General features: G+C 59.8%; 13 protein-coding genes. 5 read left to right on the top strand and 8 right to left on the bottom strand.

Going from position 1 to position 18,015, the window contains the following annotated elements:
* Nucleotides 1-19: 19 nt before the first annotated feature.
* The 5 genes from QWU44_RS01560 to QWU44_RS01540 form a co-directional block, all read right to left on the bottom strand.
* On the bottom strand, nt 20-1,525 hold the full coding sequence (locus QWU44_RS01560) for an MFS transporter (RefSeq protein WP_370913948.1): 1,506 nt from the start codon (nt 1,523-1,525) through the stop codon (nt 20-22).
* Nucleotides 1,522-2,283 (bottom strand): uroporphyrinogen-III C-methyltransferase, encoded by a 762-nt coding sequence (gene cobA, locus QWU44_RS01555; RefSeq protein ID WP_370913947.1) that lies wholly within the window; start codon nt 2,281-2,283, stop codon nt 1,522-1,524. Before cobA ends, QWU44_RS01560 begins: the two co-directional genes overlap by 4 nt.
* A 170-nt stretch (nt 2,284-2,453) precedes the next feature.
* Nucleotides 2,454-3,806: a cobyrinate a,c-diamide synthase gene (locus tag QWU44_RS01550; RefSeq protein ID WP_370913946.1), complete on the bottom strand. Its 1,353-nt coding sequence runs from the start codon at nt 3,804-3,806 to the stop codon at nt 2,454-2,456.
* Nucleotides 3,800-4,420: a cob(I)yrinic acid a,c-diamide adenosyltransferase gene (gene cobO, locus QWU44_RS01545; RefSeq protein WP_370913945.1), complete on the bottom strand. Its 621-nt coding sequence runs from the start codon at nt 4,418-4,420 to the stop codon at nt 3,800-3,802. Before cobO ends, QWU44_RS01550 begins: the two co-directional genes overlap by 7 nt.
* A gap of 207 nt (nt 4,421-4,627) precedes the next feature.
* Nucleotides 4,628-6,778, bottom strand: a complete 2,151-nt coding sequence (locus tag QWU44_RS01540) for an HtaA domain-containing protein (RefSeq protein WP_370913944.1) — start codon at nt 6,776-6,778, stop codon at nt 4,628-4,630.
* Between the two features lie 286 nt (nt 6,779-7,064).
* Between QWU44_RS01540 and QWU44_RS01535 the strand changes: the two genes are divergently transcribed.
* Nucleotides 7,065-7,460: a hypothetical protein gene (locus QWU44_RS01535; protein WP_370913943.1), complete on the top strand. Its 396-nt coding sequence runs from the start codon at nt 7,065-7,067 to the stop codon at nt 7,458-7,460.
* Between the two features lie 62 nt (nt 7,461-7,522).
* Here QWU44_RS01535 and QWU44_RS01530 read toward each other — a convergent pair whose 3' ends face one another.
* Genes QWU44_RS01530 through mqo form a run of 3 tightly spaced genes read right to left on the bottom strand, consistent with a single transcriptional unit; the run spans nt 7,523 to nt 10,903 of the window.
* A complete protein-coding gene (locus QWU44_RS01530) occupies nt 7,523-8,275 on the bottom strand; it encodes a VWA domain-containing protein (protein WP_370913942.1) in 753 nt (250 codons plus the stop codon).
* Complete coding sequence (locus QWU44_RS01525) at nt 8,244-9,392, bottom strand: ATP-binding protein (RefSeq protein ID WP_370913941.1); 1,149 nt, start codon at nt 9,390-9,392, stop codon at nt 8,244-8,246. The genes QWU44_RS01530 and QWU44_RS01525 overlap by 32 nt, the downstream gene beginning before the upstream one ends.
* A 2-nt stretch (nt 9,393-9,394) precedes the next feature.
* The gene (gene mqo / locus QWU44_RS01520; RefSeq protein ID WP_370913940.1) at nt 9,395-10,903 is read right to left on the bottom strand and encodes a malate dehydrogenase (quinone); all 1,509 of its coding nucleotides are present in this window, start codon (nt 10,901-10,903) and stop codon (nt 9,395-9,397) included.
* A gap of 653 nt (nt 10,904-11,556) precedes the next feature.
* On the opposite strand from mqo, the gene QWU44_RS01515 reads away from it, so the two are divergent.
* From QWU44_RS01515 to QWU44_RS01500, 4 genes are all read left to right on the top strand, one after another.
* The gene (locus QWU44_RS01515; protein WP_370913939.1) at nt 11,557-13,494 is read left to right on the top strand and encodes a histidine-type phosphatase; all 1,938 of its coding nucleotides are present in this window, start codon (nt 11,557-11,559) and stop codon (nt 13,492-13,494) included.
* Between the two features lie 146 nt (nt 13,495-13,640).
* On the top strand, nt 13,641-14,678 hold the full coding sequence (locus QWU44_RS01510; RefSeq protein ID WP_370913938.1) for an alpha/beta hydrolase: 1,038 nt from the start codon (nt 13,641-13,643) through the stop codon (nt 14,676-14,678).
* Between the two features lie 54 nt (nt 14,679-14,732).
* On the top strand, nt 14,733-16,124 hold the full coding sequence (mtr, locus tag QWU44_RS01505) for a mycothione reductase (protein WP_370913937.1): 1,392 nt from the start codon (nt 14,733-14,735) through the stop codon (nt 16,122-16,124).
* Between the two features lie 240 nt (nt 16,125-16,364).
* On the top strand, nt 16,365-17,747 hold the full coding sequence (locus QWU44_RS01500) for an MFS transporter (protein WP_370913936.1): 1,383 nt from the start codon (nt 16,365-16,367) through the stop codon (nt 17,745-17,747).
* Nucleotides 17,748-18,015: the final 268 nt, after the last annotated feature.

Raw genomic sequence — 18,015 nt, 5'->3', positions numbered from 1 at the left:
GTGGGATCGATACACCGCGCTATCCCAGGGTGCTGGCTTTCTCCGCTTCCCTACCCTCACGTATCTGTTCCGGGGTGAAACGAACGAAGACCAGGGAGATCATCACGACGGCGATCGCCAGGCCCGCGCAGATGAGCAGTGATGAGGTGTAACCGGTTCCGAGCGCCGCACGTGCCGCGTCATTGAGTGCAGCGCGGTCAATCGTGTCGAAGGCCGCACCGAGAACTGAGCGTGCCCGGTATTCGGCGTATGCGGTGACGGCCGCGAGTCCGAGTGGTCCGCCGAGAGTCTGGGAAACCAGCGAGGTGGCGGTCAGCGGACCGACATCGATGGGTTTCACACCGGCGACAACGGACAGCGTGAGCGGGATGAGGACCACGCCGATGCCGAATCCGATGATGAGGATCGGGACGAGGAGATCGGGGAGATAGGTGGTCTCCACCCCGAGGGTGGATCCGAAGATGAAACCGGCGACGAGGATCAGACCACCGACGGCGATGATGAATCGAGGAGCAATCCGTTCCACGACGAGGCCCGCCACCCAACTACCCGCACCGAGGGCGAAGGCGAAGGGGATGAACGCCAGCCCGGCCTTGAGGGGGCCGTAGCCGACGACCTCCTGGACGAAGAGAGCGACCTGCACGGTCATCGCCATCATGAGGGCACCGACGAGCAATAGACAAATAAATACTGCAGCCCGGGAACGGTTAGCGAACATGTGCAATGGCAGGACCGGGTTGGGGACATGGCGTTGAGAAAAGAAGAACGCCACGAGGGTGAGTGCACCGAGGATCAGGGCACCGACAACAACAGCCGAGTAGCCGGTTCCCCCCTCTGCAAGGCCGAACACCAGGAGCGTGGACGCGCCGGTGGCGAGTATCGCTCCTCGAATGTCGAGCCGGATCCGTTCGAACGCAGGGGTCCGGGCGAGTACTTTGATGCCGACGGTGAGGATCAGTATCCCGATGGGGACATTGATGAGGAAGATCCACCGCCAACTCGCTTCGGTGAGTGCCCCACCCGCGACAAGCCCCAGGACGCTGCCCATCCCGGTCATCATGGCGAACACGGAGAACGCCTGGTTACGTGCTTTTCCGGGGGCGAAGGTGACGACGATGAGGGCCATCGCGGTGGGTGAGGCAATCGCCGCTCCGATCCCCTGGATGACCCGGGCCGCGAGAAGGATCACCGGTGTCGTCGATAGTCCGCAGGCCAGGGAAGCCAGGGTGAACAATCCAACGCCGGTGAGGAACACCTTTTTCCTACCGAAGGTGTCCCCCAGTCTCCCGCCCAGCAGGAGCAGTCCCCCGTAGGCGAGTGCGTAGGAGGTAACGACCCAGGAGCGGAGGTTGTCGGTGAGCCCGAGTTCGATCTGGATACGTGCGAGAGCGAGGTTGACCACCGTTCCATCGAGGACGACCATCAGTTGCAGGGCGGAGAGCACCGCCAGCGGCCAGCCGAGGGCGGAAACCGTCACAGGCTGAGTGAGCTCGGATGCGCGAGGCCCGGTTCCAGGTGCAGTCACAGGCCGGACACCTCTCCGATTACGATGACGGCGGGCGGGGAGACCGCATTGTCTGCGATGAGTGCACCGAGTTCACCGAGAACACCACGAAAGCTGCGTTCCCTATCCGTAGTCCCTTCCTGGATCACAGCTACGGGAGTCTCTGGGCTGCACCCGGAGGCGATGAGTGCGGTGGCGATGGACGGGGAGTTCTTCACCCCCATGATCACAACGATGGTTCCCCCGGTACGGGCGAGAGCTGCATAGTCGACGAGTGACTTCGGGTGACCGGGCGGAAGATGCCCGGATACGACGGTGAAGGAGTGGACCACACCCCGCTGGGTGACGGGGACGCCGACTGCCGCGGGAACCGACACCGCGCTGGTGACACCTGGAACGACCTCGCACTCGATATCTGCCTCGCGACAGGCGACGAGTTCCTCGAATCCCCGGCCAAAGACATAGGGGTCACCGCCCTTCAGCCGGACGACGGTGCGCCCGGCGCGGGCATGGGCGACTAGGAGTTCGTTGATCTTCTCCTGTGCCATCTGTTTCCCGTAGGGGAGTTTCGATGCGTCGATGACCTCTTTGTCTGTGACGTCACAGAGTTTGTCAAGATCACCGGTCGGCCCGAGATGGTCGGCGACAATGACATCGGCGTCCCGGAGACGATTCATGCCGCGGACGGTAATGAGGTCATAGGCTCCCGGCCCGCCGCCCACGAGGGTGACGCGGCCGGGAGCAGGCTGTCCGGTTCCAGGGCTGGTGGGTGAACTCATAGGTGTCCAGTGTAGTCGTTCGACTCATGCCTACCTGGGTTGGAGTCAGGTCTGTTCTCAGTCCACCGAGGGCATTGCCCCACAGGACCGCTGCACCCACCAACTCTGATTCCCGCTACGGTCCAGAGACACGGAAACCTCACCCGCTCCAGTCGGTTTCCGTCGATGGGCTAGTTACAGGCGGACACGAAACGTTCAATCGACTGAGGTACCGAAGTCGGGTGACAGTGCAGATAGGACGCGTGCACCGTCTCGTTGGTGAATCCTTCTCGTACGCTGCGACCGTCCCAACCGCGCCAGCCCCAAGATGGTGCCCACCCGGGGACGATTGTGGCAGTGAGCGCAGTGTGGTGAAACTCGTGCCCGGTCACTCGTTCCCCTTCCCGGTGAAGCAACGAATCAGATATCGCAACTGCTTCCCGGTAGCCGAGGGTGAGCCGCCTGCCCATGACCGCGTGGGTACCGATCACCCCGAGCATCGGGTGCGCGTCGAGGCTCGCGGTGAGCCACAGCAGCCCCGCGCATTCCCCGTGGACGGGCATCCCGTCCGCGATCCGGTCCCGTACCTGCATACGGAGTCCGTTTCGACCGGCGAGGTTCTCCACATGTTCCTCGGGGAAACCACCGGGGATGATGAGTCCGTCGCAGTCGGGTAGATCATCGACGAGCGGGTCAAAACGCACGACCCGGGCACCTGCCGCAACAAGAAGTTCGGTGTGTTCGGCGTAGGCGAACGTGAATGCGGGGCCTCCGGCGACAGCGATCGTCGGATCCCCCACCCTGCTGACCTCACTTTCGGGTGCCCAGGATGTTCCGTTCCATCCACAGTCGGCGGCAGCGATGAGCGAGCCGAGATCGAGATGCCGCTCAACCAGGTCCGCCATCCGCTCCACCGCTGCGACGGCGACACCACCTCGTTCAACAGCCGTGACCAGACCCAGATGCCGGGACGGAACCTCAATGTCCGCGAATCTCGGTAGCGCACCGAACACCGGAACTCCGACAGCCTCGCATGCTCTCCGACAGATGGCTTCGTGCCGTTCAGTACCGACCTGATTGAGTATCACGCCGGCAAGCCGCACACCGTCGACCGCGGTCGCGAACCCCCGAACGAGTGCCCCGATGGACTGGCTCATTCCCCGGACATCGACGACGAGTACGACGGGGAGACCCAGAGTGTGGGCGATCTCAGCGGTTGAACCCGGCGCGCACACGGGGTCCGATCCGGGTGCGATACGACCATCGAACAATCCCATCACCCCCTCCACCACGGAAATGTCACACCCCGACGAGCCGTGGGCGTAGAGCGGCCCTATGCGACTGCCACCGCACATCACGGAATCCAGGTTTCGCCCGACCCGCCCCGCAGCAAGACCATGGTAGCCGGGATCAATGTAGTCGGGACCAACCTTGAACGGGGCGACTTCCATGCGCCGGGCGAGAGCTCGGATGAGTCCTGTTGCGATGGTGGTCTTGCCTGTCCCGGATGACGGAGCCGCGATGCACAGCCCCGGTACTACCATTCGATTCCCTTCTGCCCTTTACGTCCCTGATCCATCGGGTGTTTGATCTTGGTCATCTCGGTCACGAGATCGGATATCTCAAGGAGTTTCGGGTGCGCATCCCGACCTGTCATCACGATATGCTGGCGCCCCGGTCTGGTTCTTAGTGTCTCCGCAACCTCATCGACGTCAATCCAGCCCCATTTGATGGGGTAGGTGAATTCGTCGAGGACATAGAAATCGTGGGCCTCCGCTAGAATCCGGCGACGAATCTCCATCCATCCATCCGCGGCGTCCCGGGCGTAATCTTCCACCGCCCCTGGTTTCCGCGCCCAGGACCAGCCTTCGCCCATCTTGTGCCACTCAACCGGACCGCCCATCCCGGTCTGTTCGTGGAGATTCCCGAGTCTGCGAAACACCGCTTCCTCACCGACCTTCCATTTCGCGGATTTCACGAACTGGAATACCCCGATGTTCATTCCCTGGTTCCAGGCACGTAGAGCCATACCGAAGGCCGCCGTCGATTTACCCTTGCCGGGGCCCGTGTGGACAGCGGTGACGGGCAGCATGCGTCGTTGCCGGGTAGTCAAACCATCATCGGGAATGCTGGCGGGATCAAGTTTTCCCTTGGGCATGTCATCCTCATGTTCATCGGGGAAAGGTCCTGGGTCATCCTATCGCGGAACATGAAGCCACCGGTGTACAGGACGGTCGGCACACCGAGTTCTTGCGGACATGACTGTTCCCCCGCTCTCTCGAGAGGGAGCGGGGGAACACGTTCTTCCTGGGCCACCGCCAACCGCTACCACCCGGTAGCGGTTCGGTGCAGGCACCCGGCGACGTTAGCGGTGCAGCCCCGACATCGGGGGAAGCTGGAAACCGCTCGGCATCTGGGTCTTGATGAAGTGGAACAAGGCTGTGATCATCGCGAAGATGCCGCCTACTGTCAGCAGTGAGACGAGCCCCAACCCGCCGAAGCCGAATGCCGCTTTGGTGGAAAGCTCATCAATCCGAGCACTGGCATCTGAAGACAGATCGTCCTGCGACTCATCTGTCCCGTTGTCGCCGTCCTTCGGATCCGGAGTTTCCGTACCCTTCAACGGTTTATTCGCATCGGAGGAACCCAGTTCAACCGTTTTGAGTGAGCCGTCTGCCGTACCGACCGTGACATCTTCTCCGACTGCGCCAACCTTGATGAAGGTCAGTTTGTCTGTGGAACCGTATCCCTCAACACCGGAGACGAAGATGTCATCGCCGACGATCTTCAGAGTGTCGGGGGATTTGCTGTTGGTGTACCGCAGCGATGAACCAACAGGGGAGGATTTGATGACCTCAAGTGTGATCGGATCAAGTATCACGAGGTCTTCGCCTTCACTGGCGCTGACCATCACGAGATTACCGTCTGCGTTGAACGTGGCTCCGGCGATGAAATCGAAGACCTCAACCTTGTCCGTGGTGCTCTTCTTTGTGAAGGTTCCGTCCGCATAGGTGTAGACACCCACGGACTCGGATTCGCTGTTCACACCGTTATAGAACACGATGTTCTCCCCAACAACGCTGACCGTACGACGCCCACCGGTGTACTGAACCGACTTGAACTGTTCCTTGGCCGCAGCAATCTCAACGACCGAGGGGGACTGTCCCGGACGGATATGGATCGGGGTGGATCCCGTCCTACCGTCAGGGCCATCCAGGATGTCATCGAGGACGTAGAGGAACGTGCCGTCCGGAAGCGCACGGAGCCCCACGGCTTCACCGGCGTTACCGTTGTAACCGTAGGTGCTGTCGTATCCGCCTCCGTCCTCAGCGGGAGCAGTCCCACGAACCTCGCTGGTGAGAGGCAGTTCCGTGATGGACAGACTCGATTCTGCGAGACCGAACTCGGTAAACACTCCCCTCCGGGTTTCCGGATCAGAGGTCAGAACCCCGACGGTGTCGGTCGACTCCGAATATGCGAGCCCCGTCACGTTCGAGTTAGGTACGATGCCGAGCTCCATGACCTCGCCGATACCCTCAGCGGTCACCGTGGCATAGCGGATGGTGTCTCCATCAGCCCAGAAGAGCGTATCCGTCGCCGATTTGAAGGCCGAGGGATTACCACGGTTGATCGTCACATCATCGGAACTGACGAACTTTTCGAGGTTGTTGTCCGCAATGACGAGCTGGGAATCTCCACCGAAACCACCCCGCGTGACATGGAGAATCGAGCCGTCCCGCAGTGCGAACAGGCGATTGGACTCCTCACGCTTGAATTCTGTGGTGACCTCCTTCTCCAGGTTCAAATCTTCGCTCGCAGTCGATTCGGTGCCGAATGTGACGGCACCGTTGAAGGAGAGATTGAGGGAATCCAGAGTATCGGAACCCCTCGGGTTTCCACTGAGAGCGGTACGACCTTCCTCGGTGACGGTGACGGCAACGTCCCGGACCGTTGAGGGCTCATCGGATTTATACCTCGCTTCAGAGAAATCCAGGTCCGCCATAGATACGCGGGTCGGCCCCACCCACTCCCCGGTCTTCTTGTCCAACGTGTGGACGACAACCGAAAGCTGTCCGGTACCGACAGTCGGGTTGAAGGTCACGATCGGCTCACTGAAGGTGAAATCGAGCTTGCAGCTTCCACGCTCATCCTCGCCCGTGTAGTCCTCCCCGCAGAAATTCATGACGTTGGCCGTGCCTGCATACTTCAGGATGATGGTGCCGTCGTCCTGGTTTGTACGGGAAAGAAACGCAAAGGACGGGACACCCGAATGGAGTGTCGCACCATCAAACACGCGATCGAAACCACCGGAAGCCCGACGGAACGGCTCCAGAATCCCCCAGGAGAGTGCCGGGGTATCTTCCGCATACCGGGTGGTCGAGGCGACGTGATCGATACCGATCGTCGAGTTCTCGTCAGCGAGTGCAACGGCGGGAACCATGAGAGACACAGACATCGAAAGGCACGCAACAGCGGCGAGGCCGGTACGGGAAATGCGACGGGGAGACAGTTTCATAATGGTAATACTTTCTGAAGTGGGGAGGCCGACGCTTTTATCGAGGTATTGCGACAATGCCCCGTACTAAGACGAGACCGCACATAAAGCACTCTGTCGTCGGTGCCGAATTAAACTTCCCTCAACTTACCCTAACCAAATATAAAAAAGATAGAGTTCTTTATTTTTATTTATATTTTACTCAGATTTTTACTTAATTAGTGACATCTTCGGGGAATATTTGGACCCCGGTGATCGTTGACCCAGGCGTATCATCCCGTTTTCCCACGCATAAGGAACTCCCCACTTGTCACAAGATCGCCAAGATTCCACTCCGGCCCGGCTCGTCGGCGTCTACAACGCCAATGGCGGACTCCTCGGAGAGCTCACCTATGTCGTGAACAAGATCCGGGGAGCGACTCACTGCGGCCTATGCGACATCAGCCACGGAAAATCCACACGACCGAGGAAGGACTGGACCAAAGCGATCAAACAACTACCCGTTCCGTTGGAGACCGTGCACCTCAATGAGATGGACGCAGACACGGAACGGGCAGCCGATGGCACCAGTCCGGTCATCGTCTACCTGGACGGGAAGACCGATCAGATTCTCCTGGGTCCGGAGGATCTGGACTCGTGCGGCGGCCGCGTAGATGTGTTCACCGATTTGATTCTGTCCCGACTCCCCGACAGCGCCGGGTGAACACACTCGGCGCACCCAACCTCCTAGTCCGAAAGATCAGCGCCACCGGGGATGGACCCCGTTCATACCGCCTCGATCACTCCAGCCACTGCATCCGCCGACACCTCATCCAGTCGGACACAGACGCCATCGAGTCGCTTTGCCAGATCGGTTGCCAACCCGAGACGAATCCTTCCGGACCGCTCACAGTCGATGACGATGCTCCCAGCCAGCCGTCGATCCCTGATGCGGGCCGCGGCACGACGAACACCACCTGTTCCGGACACTCCGGTGGCGCGCCCGTCGGATAATACGACGAGCAGTGCCCGACGGCCGGGTTCCCTGCGATACTCCCTCTCAATGAGTTCATGTGCCATCATCAGCCCCTCACCGAGCGGTGTGCGCCCTCCGGTGGGAGCTCCGTCAAGTCTGCGTACAGCGGCGACAGTGGAGCCGGTTGGCGGAAGCAGCAGTTCCGGTGCACTTCCCCTGACTGAGATCACAGCGATTCGATCCCGCCGCTGATAAGCGTCCCGGAGCATGGACACCACGGCACCCGTCACTGCGGAGAGCCGGTCCCTTCCGGCCATTGAACCGGAGGCATCAACGACAAAGACAATCAGATTGGACTCCTTACCGCGCCGGAGGGAACCCCGCAGGTCCCCCGGACGAAAATCAATGAGCCCATCGATGACCGCCGCGCCACGCTCCGCTGCCGCAAGCACCGAACCCGGTATGTTCACTCCACGTCCACCGACGACGGCACGTATGTTCTGCCCCTGGGGAGAATACGCCTTCGAACGCCTACCGGGGCTCCCCTCGGCGCCATTGTTCATCCGTCTGAGAATCCTGGGAACGAAAGGGGGCGCCCTGTTCGGCGCGACCTGCTTTCCCGTCGTTGTCGGGTCGTTCCGCCGGTTCCTCTTGTTCCGCCGACAGATTCGGTGTTGAGGCATCCGGCGCCTTCGACGAAGCCGATTCACTTTCCGGACCTGGTGTATCGTCCGGTTGCTCGGTTCCGGGATACTCTTCGCGTGCCTGTTCCATCACGTCATCAAGTTTTTCCTCGTCGAGTCCCGGTTCATCAAACGGATCCCGACGACGACGGTGCGGAAGTGCAAGGTGCGCAGCCGTACGAATGTCCTCATCTGTGACGTTGGTGTCACCGCGGTATGCGGCACAGGCGGTGGCTGTCCGAGCGATCACCAGATCCGCACGCATACCGTCAACGTCGAAACTCGCACAGATGTGGGCGATCCGAACGAGATTGGTTTGCGTCAGCTCAACATCCGGAAGAATCCGACGGGCACGGACGATACGGTCAGCGAGATCACCATCCTCTGATGACCATGCGTCCGCGAAACCAACGGGATCTGCCTCGAAAGCCAGTCGACGGCGGATGATCTCCGTTCGGACCTCGACATCTCGCGAAGCGGCGACATCGACAGCAAGACCGAAACGGTCGAGTAGCTGCGGCCGTAACTCCCCTTCCTCGGGATTCATCGTTCCGACGAGCACGAAGTTCGCGGGAGAACTATGTGAGATTCCGTCACGCTCGATGGTGACCCGACCAGTGGCCGCAGCATCGAGAAGTGCGTCAACGAGATGATCCGCGAGGAGATTCACCTCATCGACGTAGAGAACACCACCATCCGCCTGAGCAAGCAGACCAGGCCGATACTCGGCACGACCGGTGGTGAGAACGGTCTCCACGTCAAGAGAACCGACGACACGGTCTTCGGTCGAACCAATGGGAAGATTCACCAGAGGTGCCCCACCGAGTAGTGCGGCGAAGGCACGGACAGTCGTCGTTTTTGCGGTGCCCTTCTCCCCACGCACGACAACCCCCCCGATTCTGGGTGCGATCGCGTTCAGGATCAGAGCCAGACGTAAACGGTCCTGGCCAACGACCGCAGTGAAGGGAAAACCTGTATCGGGGGCAGCCTGCGTCACGGTCAGTCCTGGCCCTCCAGCTTGAGGATCTTCTGGGTACGCTCCCAGGTTTCACGGAACATCTTCTCGTCCGTCGCAAGTTTAATGCCATAGGTGGGCACCATCTCCTTGATCTTCGGACCCCAGCCGACCATCTGGTCCCCGAAGCAACGCTCGAGCAATTCAAGCATCGCGGCAGGAGCGACGGATGCCCCCGGGGATGCGCCGAGGATACCGGCGATCGAGCCTTCGGCATTGTTGATGAGGGCGGTACCGAATTCCAGGGAACCGAAGCGGGGGCCGGCGACAGGCTTGATGACCTGCACCCGCTGTCCTGCGGTGACCAGTTCCCAGTCCTCGGCGCGGGCACTCGGCATGTATTCACGCAGTGCGTCGAGCCGTGCTTCCTCCTTCTTCATCACCTCGGTAATGAGGTACTTCGTCAGCCCCAACTCCTGGATACCGACTGCGGCCATCGAAAGGACATTGGTCGGACGGAGGGACTTAGCAAGGTCGAACCACGATCCGTGCTTCAGGAATTTCGGGGTCCACCCCGCGTAGGGGCCAAAGAGCAGACCGGTCTTGCCGTCGATCACCCGGGTATCCAGGTGCGGGACGCTCATCGGTGGAGCACCCACAGATGCCTTGCCGTAAACTTTGGCATGATGTTGGGCAATGATGTCCTCATTGGTGCAGCGCAGCCACTCCCCGGAGACGGGGAATCCGCCAAAGCCGCGGATCTCCGGGATCCCGGACTTTTGGAGCAACGGGAGGGCCATTCCACCGGCGCCGACGAACACGAAGTTCGCCCGCACCACACTGACGTCACCCGTGTGGACATTCTTGACCTTGATCTTCCACTTGGCCCCGTCCCGAATGATGTCGGCAACCTCGTGTCCATAACGAATCTCCGTACCCGCTTCCTTGGCGTTGCGAAGAAACTGACGGGTGAGTGCACCATAGTTGATGTCAGTTCCGGACTCAGTCCAGGAAATAGCGACCTTCTCCCTGTCGAAGTCACGCCCTTCCGCCATCAGGGGGAGGAATTCGGAGAATTTCTGTGGGTCGTCGGTGTAGCGCATCTCCGGGAAGAGCGGATGCGCGGACAGCGTTTCATAGCGTTTGCGAAGATACTCAACCTGGTCGTTCCCCTGCGCAAAAGAGACGTGGGGTACCTGGTTGATGAAACCCCTGGCATTGTCGAGCTCGTCGTTCTCCAGGAGATGTGCCCAAAACTGGCGGGAAATCTGGAACTTCTCATTGACGGCTACGGCCTTGGTGATCTCTATCTTGCCCCGGACCTCCGGGGTGTAGTTCAACTCACACAGTGCCGAATGGCCGGTTCCGGCGTTGTTCCAGGGAGATGAGGACTCTTCCGCAGGGCCATCGAGCCGCTCGAACACAAGCTGTGACCACTCTGGTTCGAGCTGCCGGAGCATCGCGCCGAGCGTGGCGGACATGATACCGGCACCGATCAGGCAGACATCGACCTCATCCGTCACATGAACTGCAGAAACCTTGGAGTCAGACACTGTATTCAACCTTCGCTAGTTCTCTGAATTGTGCATTCGTCCCAGTCCCGGGAAACGGGTTCTCTTCATATCCGCCATTTCACCATGACAGCCCCCACCGGTATCTGCGCGCCCCCGGAACGCAAAGTCCGACCGAAACGCAGAATGTGACAGCAAACCGACGGAACCCGCTGGGATATCCCTACCGGCAATTGTCAGCCAAGAGGGCCTTCACCAGCACCGGTACGGCCCGATCAGGGATCCCTGGACTGGCCTATCGCTGTAACACCTTACGCCTCAAGCCCCAGAGCTATCAGCATAAGGGCATCCCCCATGCCCACATTCACACCCGGAAACACCCCCGATGGAAGTTGACTAGAACCCACCACTCCCAAGAACCTCGGATTACCACATCGGCATGCCCCTCACTAGAGACCAGTCACCAAACAATAAGGAGAGAAACATCCACCCCCATCACCCCCACGTTCGTGCCTACCCCCGACCACGACAGCACTGCGAGATATCACACCCCCTAGCGTGAACGATTCTTGAAAATTAAGTGAATTTTAGGTGAAAAATGTTCCAAAAAACCCGCTTAGACACATAGGTTTCACATCGAATCGACTCAACTTTTGTCTCAATCACCTCAATTACGAAGAAGGATCCTCACCTTCATGCTTCCATCACGTCTGAAGAAGACAACACACGCTGTCCTCTTGACAGCGGCAGTTACCGTCAGTATCAACCCCCTGCTCGGTTACGCCGCCGCTGACGAACCCCTCGAGCCCCAGTACGGATTCAAGAACCAGTACATCCCCATGGGCACTCCAGAAGATACGACTACCCCTCCCAAGGGGTTCGAGCAGGTGTACACCATGGTGCTCGGACGCCATGGTTCTCGGGGAGCGAGTTCTTCATCCCGATACAAGAGCACGATCAAGTACCTGGAAACAGCACAGAAAACTCCTGGAGCACTGACACCCCTCGGAGAACAGGTGCTCGACCAGATCCGGCAAATCCGGCAAATGACCAAAGACCTCCCAGCCAACAATGACATCACCCCACCGGACGACGGCGGATACGGAACACTCACCAAACTTGGTGCCCACGAGTGGCAGGGCATCGGGCAGCGCAACCATGAGCGCAATAGGGAATTCTACGATCGCATCGCCACGCCCGGCAGTACCGACAAACTCACGTTCCACAGCTCACCGAAGGGACGCTCACAACTTTCCGGTGTGAACTTCGCGATCGGGCTCCACGACAAAGACACTGCACTCGCAGAATCCATGGGATACGACGCTTCTGCACCGGTTCCCATTAACACCGGAGTATTCGCGGAAGACGGAAGCCAGACCCCGCAGTCTAAGCTCATGGTCGAGTACAAGAATACAGACAATCCCGATTATGAAGCTTATAAAGCTTCACAGAATCTGCCAGACGAAAAAGAAGCCAGTGCAGCCGCATACAAGGATCCACAGATCATCGCCGCTGCCCGGGAGATCCTTAGTCATCTCTACTCCCCCGGCTACATCGCAACGCTGGACGACGAGAAAGCCATTTCCCAGGCGCACCAGTTCTACACGGTCAATGGCTACGCCCGACTACTGGCCGCTGAAGCCGAAGCTCCAGTGGATGGATGGGCAACCGAAAAGTACATGACCCCACGGACCGCCCGGGAGATGCGCCACATCTACGACGCCCACGACTTCTACACCTTCGGGCCGGGACGCGAGGGTTCCTCGGATTCCTACCGGATCTATGATCCTCTTGTCCGTTTACTGCTCAAGGACGTCGACGATCGGGCCAACGGCCAGTCAGATATTGCAGCCAACTTCTACTTCACCCACGGAGAAACACTCGGTCCCGTCGAGAGCTACCTCCAGATCCCGCAGGCGAACCACCCGACGCCCCCCGGCAAGTTCTACGACAAGGATAATCCGTGGAACTCATCGGTGACCGTGCCGATGGCCACCAACATCCAGTGGGACGCCTTCCGAAACAGCGCTGGTATCACCGTCGTGCGGATGTTGTTCAACGAGAAGGAGACCCCCTTCGGCCCGAAGTGCCAGCCCATTGCCGATGGCTCCCCCTTCTACACCCTCAAGGAGCTTCAGTCCTGCGTACCTCTGGACTCCACCTCAGATCACTCCGATGCACGACCACTCGCCATATGGGCACCGGACCTAACAACCGAACCTGTCTCCGTGTGCGAAGGTGAAAAGATCGATCCACGGTCCGGGGTAACCGGGCTACCGGAAGATGCAGTCATCAATGTCGTGACACCCGCAGACACCACGAAAACCGGTGAAACACAGCAGACGGTCCAGGTCACGGTTTCAGGTGGCACTCCCAGCGAGCTGATCGTCCCGGTAAGCGTCATGAATTGCCCGACAACCACTCCGTCCAACGGTTCATCCTCCGGTACCGGAGAAGTGATGGTCACAGCCGGCTTCCTGACCATACTGGGATCTGTCCTCGCGATCATCACCGCGCTGAATTTACCGATGATCCTGGCCAGTATCGGGGACGTTTCTTCCGGCACCCCCTTCTTGCCCAGCTTCAGTCCCGGAGCACTGGAGTCCCTGATGCATTCCTTGCAGAATCTGTGATCTAAGTTCCCACACAGGACCTGTTGCATTCAGGAAGACATCAGATCGGTATGTAGCCTCCGATGGCGGGCCGCATTCAGCTTCACGTTCGACATCCGGACCCGGTTCTGCTCACTATCTCCGGTCCTCGGGATAGGGTGTTCCACATGAGTGGCCTGCCTTTCTCCGACACATACACGCCCGACATCCTGGGGTCCGGATTCACCCGCCGCACATTGCGGCTGGGTACCGATCCGGAGGGTGACGGTCCAGTGGTGGCAACCCTGATCAGGTATCTTCCCGAGGCATGCCCGGATTTTGATTCCAGGCCCGCAATGATCTTCATCCACGGGATGAGCGACTACTTCTTTCAACGGCATGTCGCTGAACGTTTCCACACGGAGGGCTACGCCATCTACGGCGTGGACCTCCGTAAGTGCGGACGTTCACATCTTCCCGGACAGGCATGGCACGACGTCCGAGATGTGCGTCGTTACTTCGAGGATCTCAATGCGGTCCTCGATGCGGTACGGGAACACCACTCCAGCGTGATCATTCAGGCCCACTCCACCGGTGGACTCATCGCTCCACTCTGGTTGGATCACTTACGCCGCGCCGCAGCGACCGGGGATCCGGTGTCCGCCGCCCGGCACTCCTCAATTCCCGCCGCTGTGTTGAACAGCCCCTGGCTCGACCTGATGTTCCCGGCGCCGCTACACCGCTGGTCCCGTCCCCTGATCAGAGCATTGGGCGACCGCTTCCCGAGGTTCGATCTTCCTGGCGGCCTGGCGTGCTACGGAGAGTCAATTCACGTGGATTACCACGGCGAGTGGAACTTTGACACGAGAATCAAACCCATAGCGGGCCACGCAAAGAACATCGGCTGGTTGGCTGCCATCGTCCGTGCCCAGGACACCATCCATGCGGGGGGTGTGGAATGCGGTGTACCGGTTCTGGTGTTGTGTTCTACGAGGAGCTGGTTAAACAAGCCGTACTCTGCCATGACCGACACCTCGGACGCGGTGCTCAACGTGAAACAGATTCAACAGTGGGCTCCGTCACTCGGTGCACACGTCACCGTGTCGCCGATTGACGGGGCCCGACATGATGTCTGGCTTTCACTGCACCACTCGAGAGAAAGGACTTTCACTCACACGTTCGAATGGTTAAATACGACGATCCACCAGCAAAACCCACTGTACTGAAACGCCCGAGCACACATTCACTCCCGATACGATGAGGAACAACAGACTCACACCATGACGACTCCCGCCACCAGCACACACTACGATCTCATCATCATTGGAACCGGATCAGGAAACTCAATCCCGGGTCCGGAATTCCAAGACCAGAGAATAGCTATCATCGAGAAGGGACGCTTCGGCGGTACCTGCCTGAACGTCGGCTGCATCCCAACGAAGATGTACGTCTACACCGCCGACATCGCGGAGGAGATCCGTAACGCTGCCACCTACGGCCTGGACGCACAGCTCAATGGAGTGGACTGGTCGTCGATACGCGAGCGCGTCTTCGGACGCCGCATCGACCCCATCGCAGACGGAGGCGAGGCATACCGGCGCGGTGATGAGACCCCGAACATCGACGTCTACGACCGGGCGGCCCGCTTCGTCGAGCCGAAAACCATTGAGACGGGTTCCGGTGACGAGGTGGTGACCATCACCGGCGACACCATCATCATCGCCGCGGGTGCGCGCCCGACTATTCTGCCCACCATCACTGAATCTGGTGTGACGTACTACACCAACGAGAACATCATGCGCCTGGAGGAACTACCGAAAACGATGACGATCCTCGGCGGTGGTTTCATCGCCGTCGAATTCGCGCACGTCTTCGCCTCTCTCGGCGTGGATGTCACCCTAGTCAACAGGTCGAAACAGCTCCTGCGTAAGACCGATGCCGACATCTCGGCCCGCTACACCGAGGTCGCGGGTACCCGTTTCACCCTGCATCTCGGCGTCACCCCGACAGGTGCGACCGAGGACGAGAACGGGGTGACACTGCAACTCGACGACGGAACTCAGGTGACCTCCGAAGTATTGCTCGTCGCAACCGGTCGTACCCCGAACGGGGATCAATTGAATCTCGACGCCGCCGGCATCGAGATGGATGGGCAACGCGTGAAGGTCGATGAGTTCGGTCGCACCACCGCCGACGGCATCTGGGCACTCGGTGACGTAAGCTCGCCCTACCAGCTCAAGCACGTCGCCAACGCCGAGATGCGCGCAGTGAAGCACAACCTGCTGAACCCGGATGACATGAAGCCGATGCCGCACAAGAACGTTCCCGCGGCCATCTTCACTCATCCACAGATCGCCAGCGTCGGGCTCACCGAGGATGAGGCCCGCGACGCTGGACATGACATCACGGTCAAAATACAGAATTACGGGGACGTCGCCTTCGGCTGGGCGATGGAGGACACCACCGGATTCGCAAAACTCATCGCCGACCGGACGAGTGGCCAACTGCTTGGTGCCCACATCATCGGTCCACAGGCCGCCACACTGATCCAGCAGCTCATCACCGTGATGGCCTTTGGTCTCGATGTCCGCGAGGTCGCCCACGACCAGTACTGGATCCACCCGGCGCTCCCGGAACTCATCGAGAACGCGCTGCTGGGTCTGGAGTTCTAGGCTCATCTCAACGTGCATGGCCAACGCCCACCGGCTCCCGCGATCAGCCGGTGACCGAGTGGGCGTTGTCTTACCCCCGAATGAACGAACCAGGCCGAGGACCGCGACCGTCTCCATCACAGATGGCGATACGTGTGGTGGTCAGCGAGTTCCCACGATAGAACGCGGTAGCATGTTCCATGCTGTTGGTGGGTGCTCGGAGTACCTCACGCACCTGAAGTAGCGGTAGGATCGGCCGTCATGCCCAGTAGCGCAACCCGGTCAGATTCCGGTGACTCCCGAGTCGACGGCATCTTCTCACCCACCTATTTCGCCACGACCATCGGTTTGCTCATGGCGATCACCGCCTGCGCTTTCGACAACACAGCCGTCACTGCGGTCATGCCACGTATCACCGAGGAACTGGGGAACACCGATGCCTATTCGCTGGCGTTCTCCATTCCTTTTGCGGTGTCCATCGTGGCAATGGTTGCGGCGGGAATCACCACCGACATCGCAGGGGCCAGGCTGTCGATGCTCACCGGTACCGGAATTTTGACGGCCGGACTTGGACTAGCGGTCATCGCCCCTGATATGACGGTGTTCCTGATATCCCGGGGCATCCAAGGTTTCGGAATCGGCGCGGTGATCGTAGCGATTTACGCGATAATCGCACAAATGTATCCTGCGGCTCTGCGGCCAAGGATCTTCGCGGCATTCGCCGGTGCCTGGGTGATCCCGTCACTCATCGGCCCGGCATTCGCCGGAATCCTCACCGAATCATTGAGCTGGCATTCGGTCTTCCTGTTCACTTTGTTCCTACTCATCATCGCGGCGATCCTGATGCTTCCCGCAATTCGCACGCTCCCGGCCAGACGGGGATCATTGTCGCGTACCGGTATCCGGATGCTGGGCGCGGCTCTGCTCCTCTCGGCTGCGACCGGGATACTGAACTACTCCCCCCACCTCGCACTCGGCACCGGACTGGTCTCATTCATCATCGCGGCACCATTGATCGCGGTGTCCATACAGCCATTGGTTCCCGCTGGAACGTTACGGGGACGCATCGGTGTTCCCCGGTTGATCGCCTCACGGATACTCACCGATATGGTGCTCGGCGCCGAAATCTACGTCCCTCTCTTGCTCGCTCAGGCCTATGGCCTCGGACCTACGCTCACGGGTCTCGGTCTGACGGCCAGTGGCGTCACTTGGTTCATGGGTTCACAGATCCAGGCACATTTCGCAGACGACTGGTCAATGCCCGCTGTCGCCCGGTTTTCCGGTGCCGCGATGGCTACGGGTCTGCTCATCGTGGCAGTGACCGCGGGAGTCGGTGCGCCGTGGCTACTCGCTGTGGCTGGTTGGGGCTTGTCTGCGTTCGGCATCGGTTTCATCTATCCGCGTCTGTCCAGCGAACCGTTTGAACTCAGCACACCGGAACAGAGCGGCTTCATCGGTTCAGCGCTTCAGGTGGCTGGTATCACGGGTATGACACTGTCCATCGCCATCGGCGCCCTGACTCTCGCCCTGTTGAACTCCGTGGATGTACACACCCGGTTCCTCACCACCTTCCTGGTGCTCGCAGGCTCCGTGACTCCCTTCATGTTGTTGTGGAGACCTGCACGGGTCACGCGGGTGCACTGATAGGTGTCCCTCAATGTCGACCTGTATGTCCCGCTGGTGTTTCCTGTCCCCCGCTCGATTACGGGTCTGTGGCTCTGCGACATCGGCCCGGTGTGGATCTTGCCCGAATCACATCCCGCGGCCCGACACCAGGTGGAGGGAGACTCCGACATATCTGGTGTCGGGGTATCTCGCCATCCGGACGACCGCGCGGTGCACAATTAGTCATTGGAGGACTCCACTCGTCACCACGATGTGTCGGTGGACTTGCTATCGACACCTAACCGGT

Origin of the sequence: Corynebacterium sp. CCM 9203, assembly GCF_041357675.1 — a bacterium.
Lineage (GTDB): Bacteria > Actinomycetota > Actinomycetes > Mycobacteriales > Mycobacteriaceae > Corynebacterium.
The sequence above is the reverse complement of the archived record's forward strand: the minus strand, read 5'-3'. Positions and strand labels throughout refer to the sequence as shown.

Bases quoted from the DNA above. Each gene is read 5' to 3' on its own strand.
- mtr (WP_370913937.1), top strand. From the start codon at position 14,733: ATGACGACTCCCGCCACCAGCACACACTACGATCTCATCATCATTGGA.
- QWU44_RS01515 (WP_370913939.1), top strand. From the start codon at position 11,557: ATGCTTCCATCACGTCTGAAGAAGACAACACACGCTGTCCTCTTGACA.
- cobO (WP_370913945.1), bottom strand. From the start codon at position 4,420: ATGCCCAAGGGAAAACTTGATCCCGCCAGCATTCCCGATGATGGTTTG.
- QWU44_RS01550 (WP_370913946.1), bottom strand. From the start codon at position 3,806: ATGGTAGTACCGGGGCTGTGCATCGCGGCTCCGTCATCCGGGACAGGC.
- cobA (WP_370913947.1), bottom strand. From the start codon at position 2,283: ATGAGTTCACCCACCAGCCCTGGAACCGGACAGCCTGCTCCCGGCCGC.
- QWU44_RS01510 (WP_370913938.1), top strand. From the start codon at position 13,641: ATGAGTGGCCTGCCTTTCTCCGACACATACACGCCCGACATCCTGGGG.
- QWU44_RS01500 (WP_370913936.1), top strand. From the start codon at position 16,365: ATGCCCAGTAGCGCAACCCGGTCAGATTCCGGTGACTCCCGAGTCGAC.
- QWU44_RS01540 (WP_370913944.1), bottom strand. From the start codon at position 6,778: ATGAAACTGTCTCCCCGTCGCATTTCCCGTACCGGCCTCGCCGCTGTT.
- QWU44_RS01530 (WP_370913942.1), bottom strand. From the start codon at position 8,275: ATGAACAATGGCGCCGAGGGGAGCCCCGGTAGGCGTTCGAAGGCGTAT.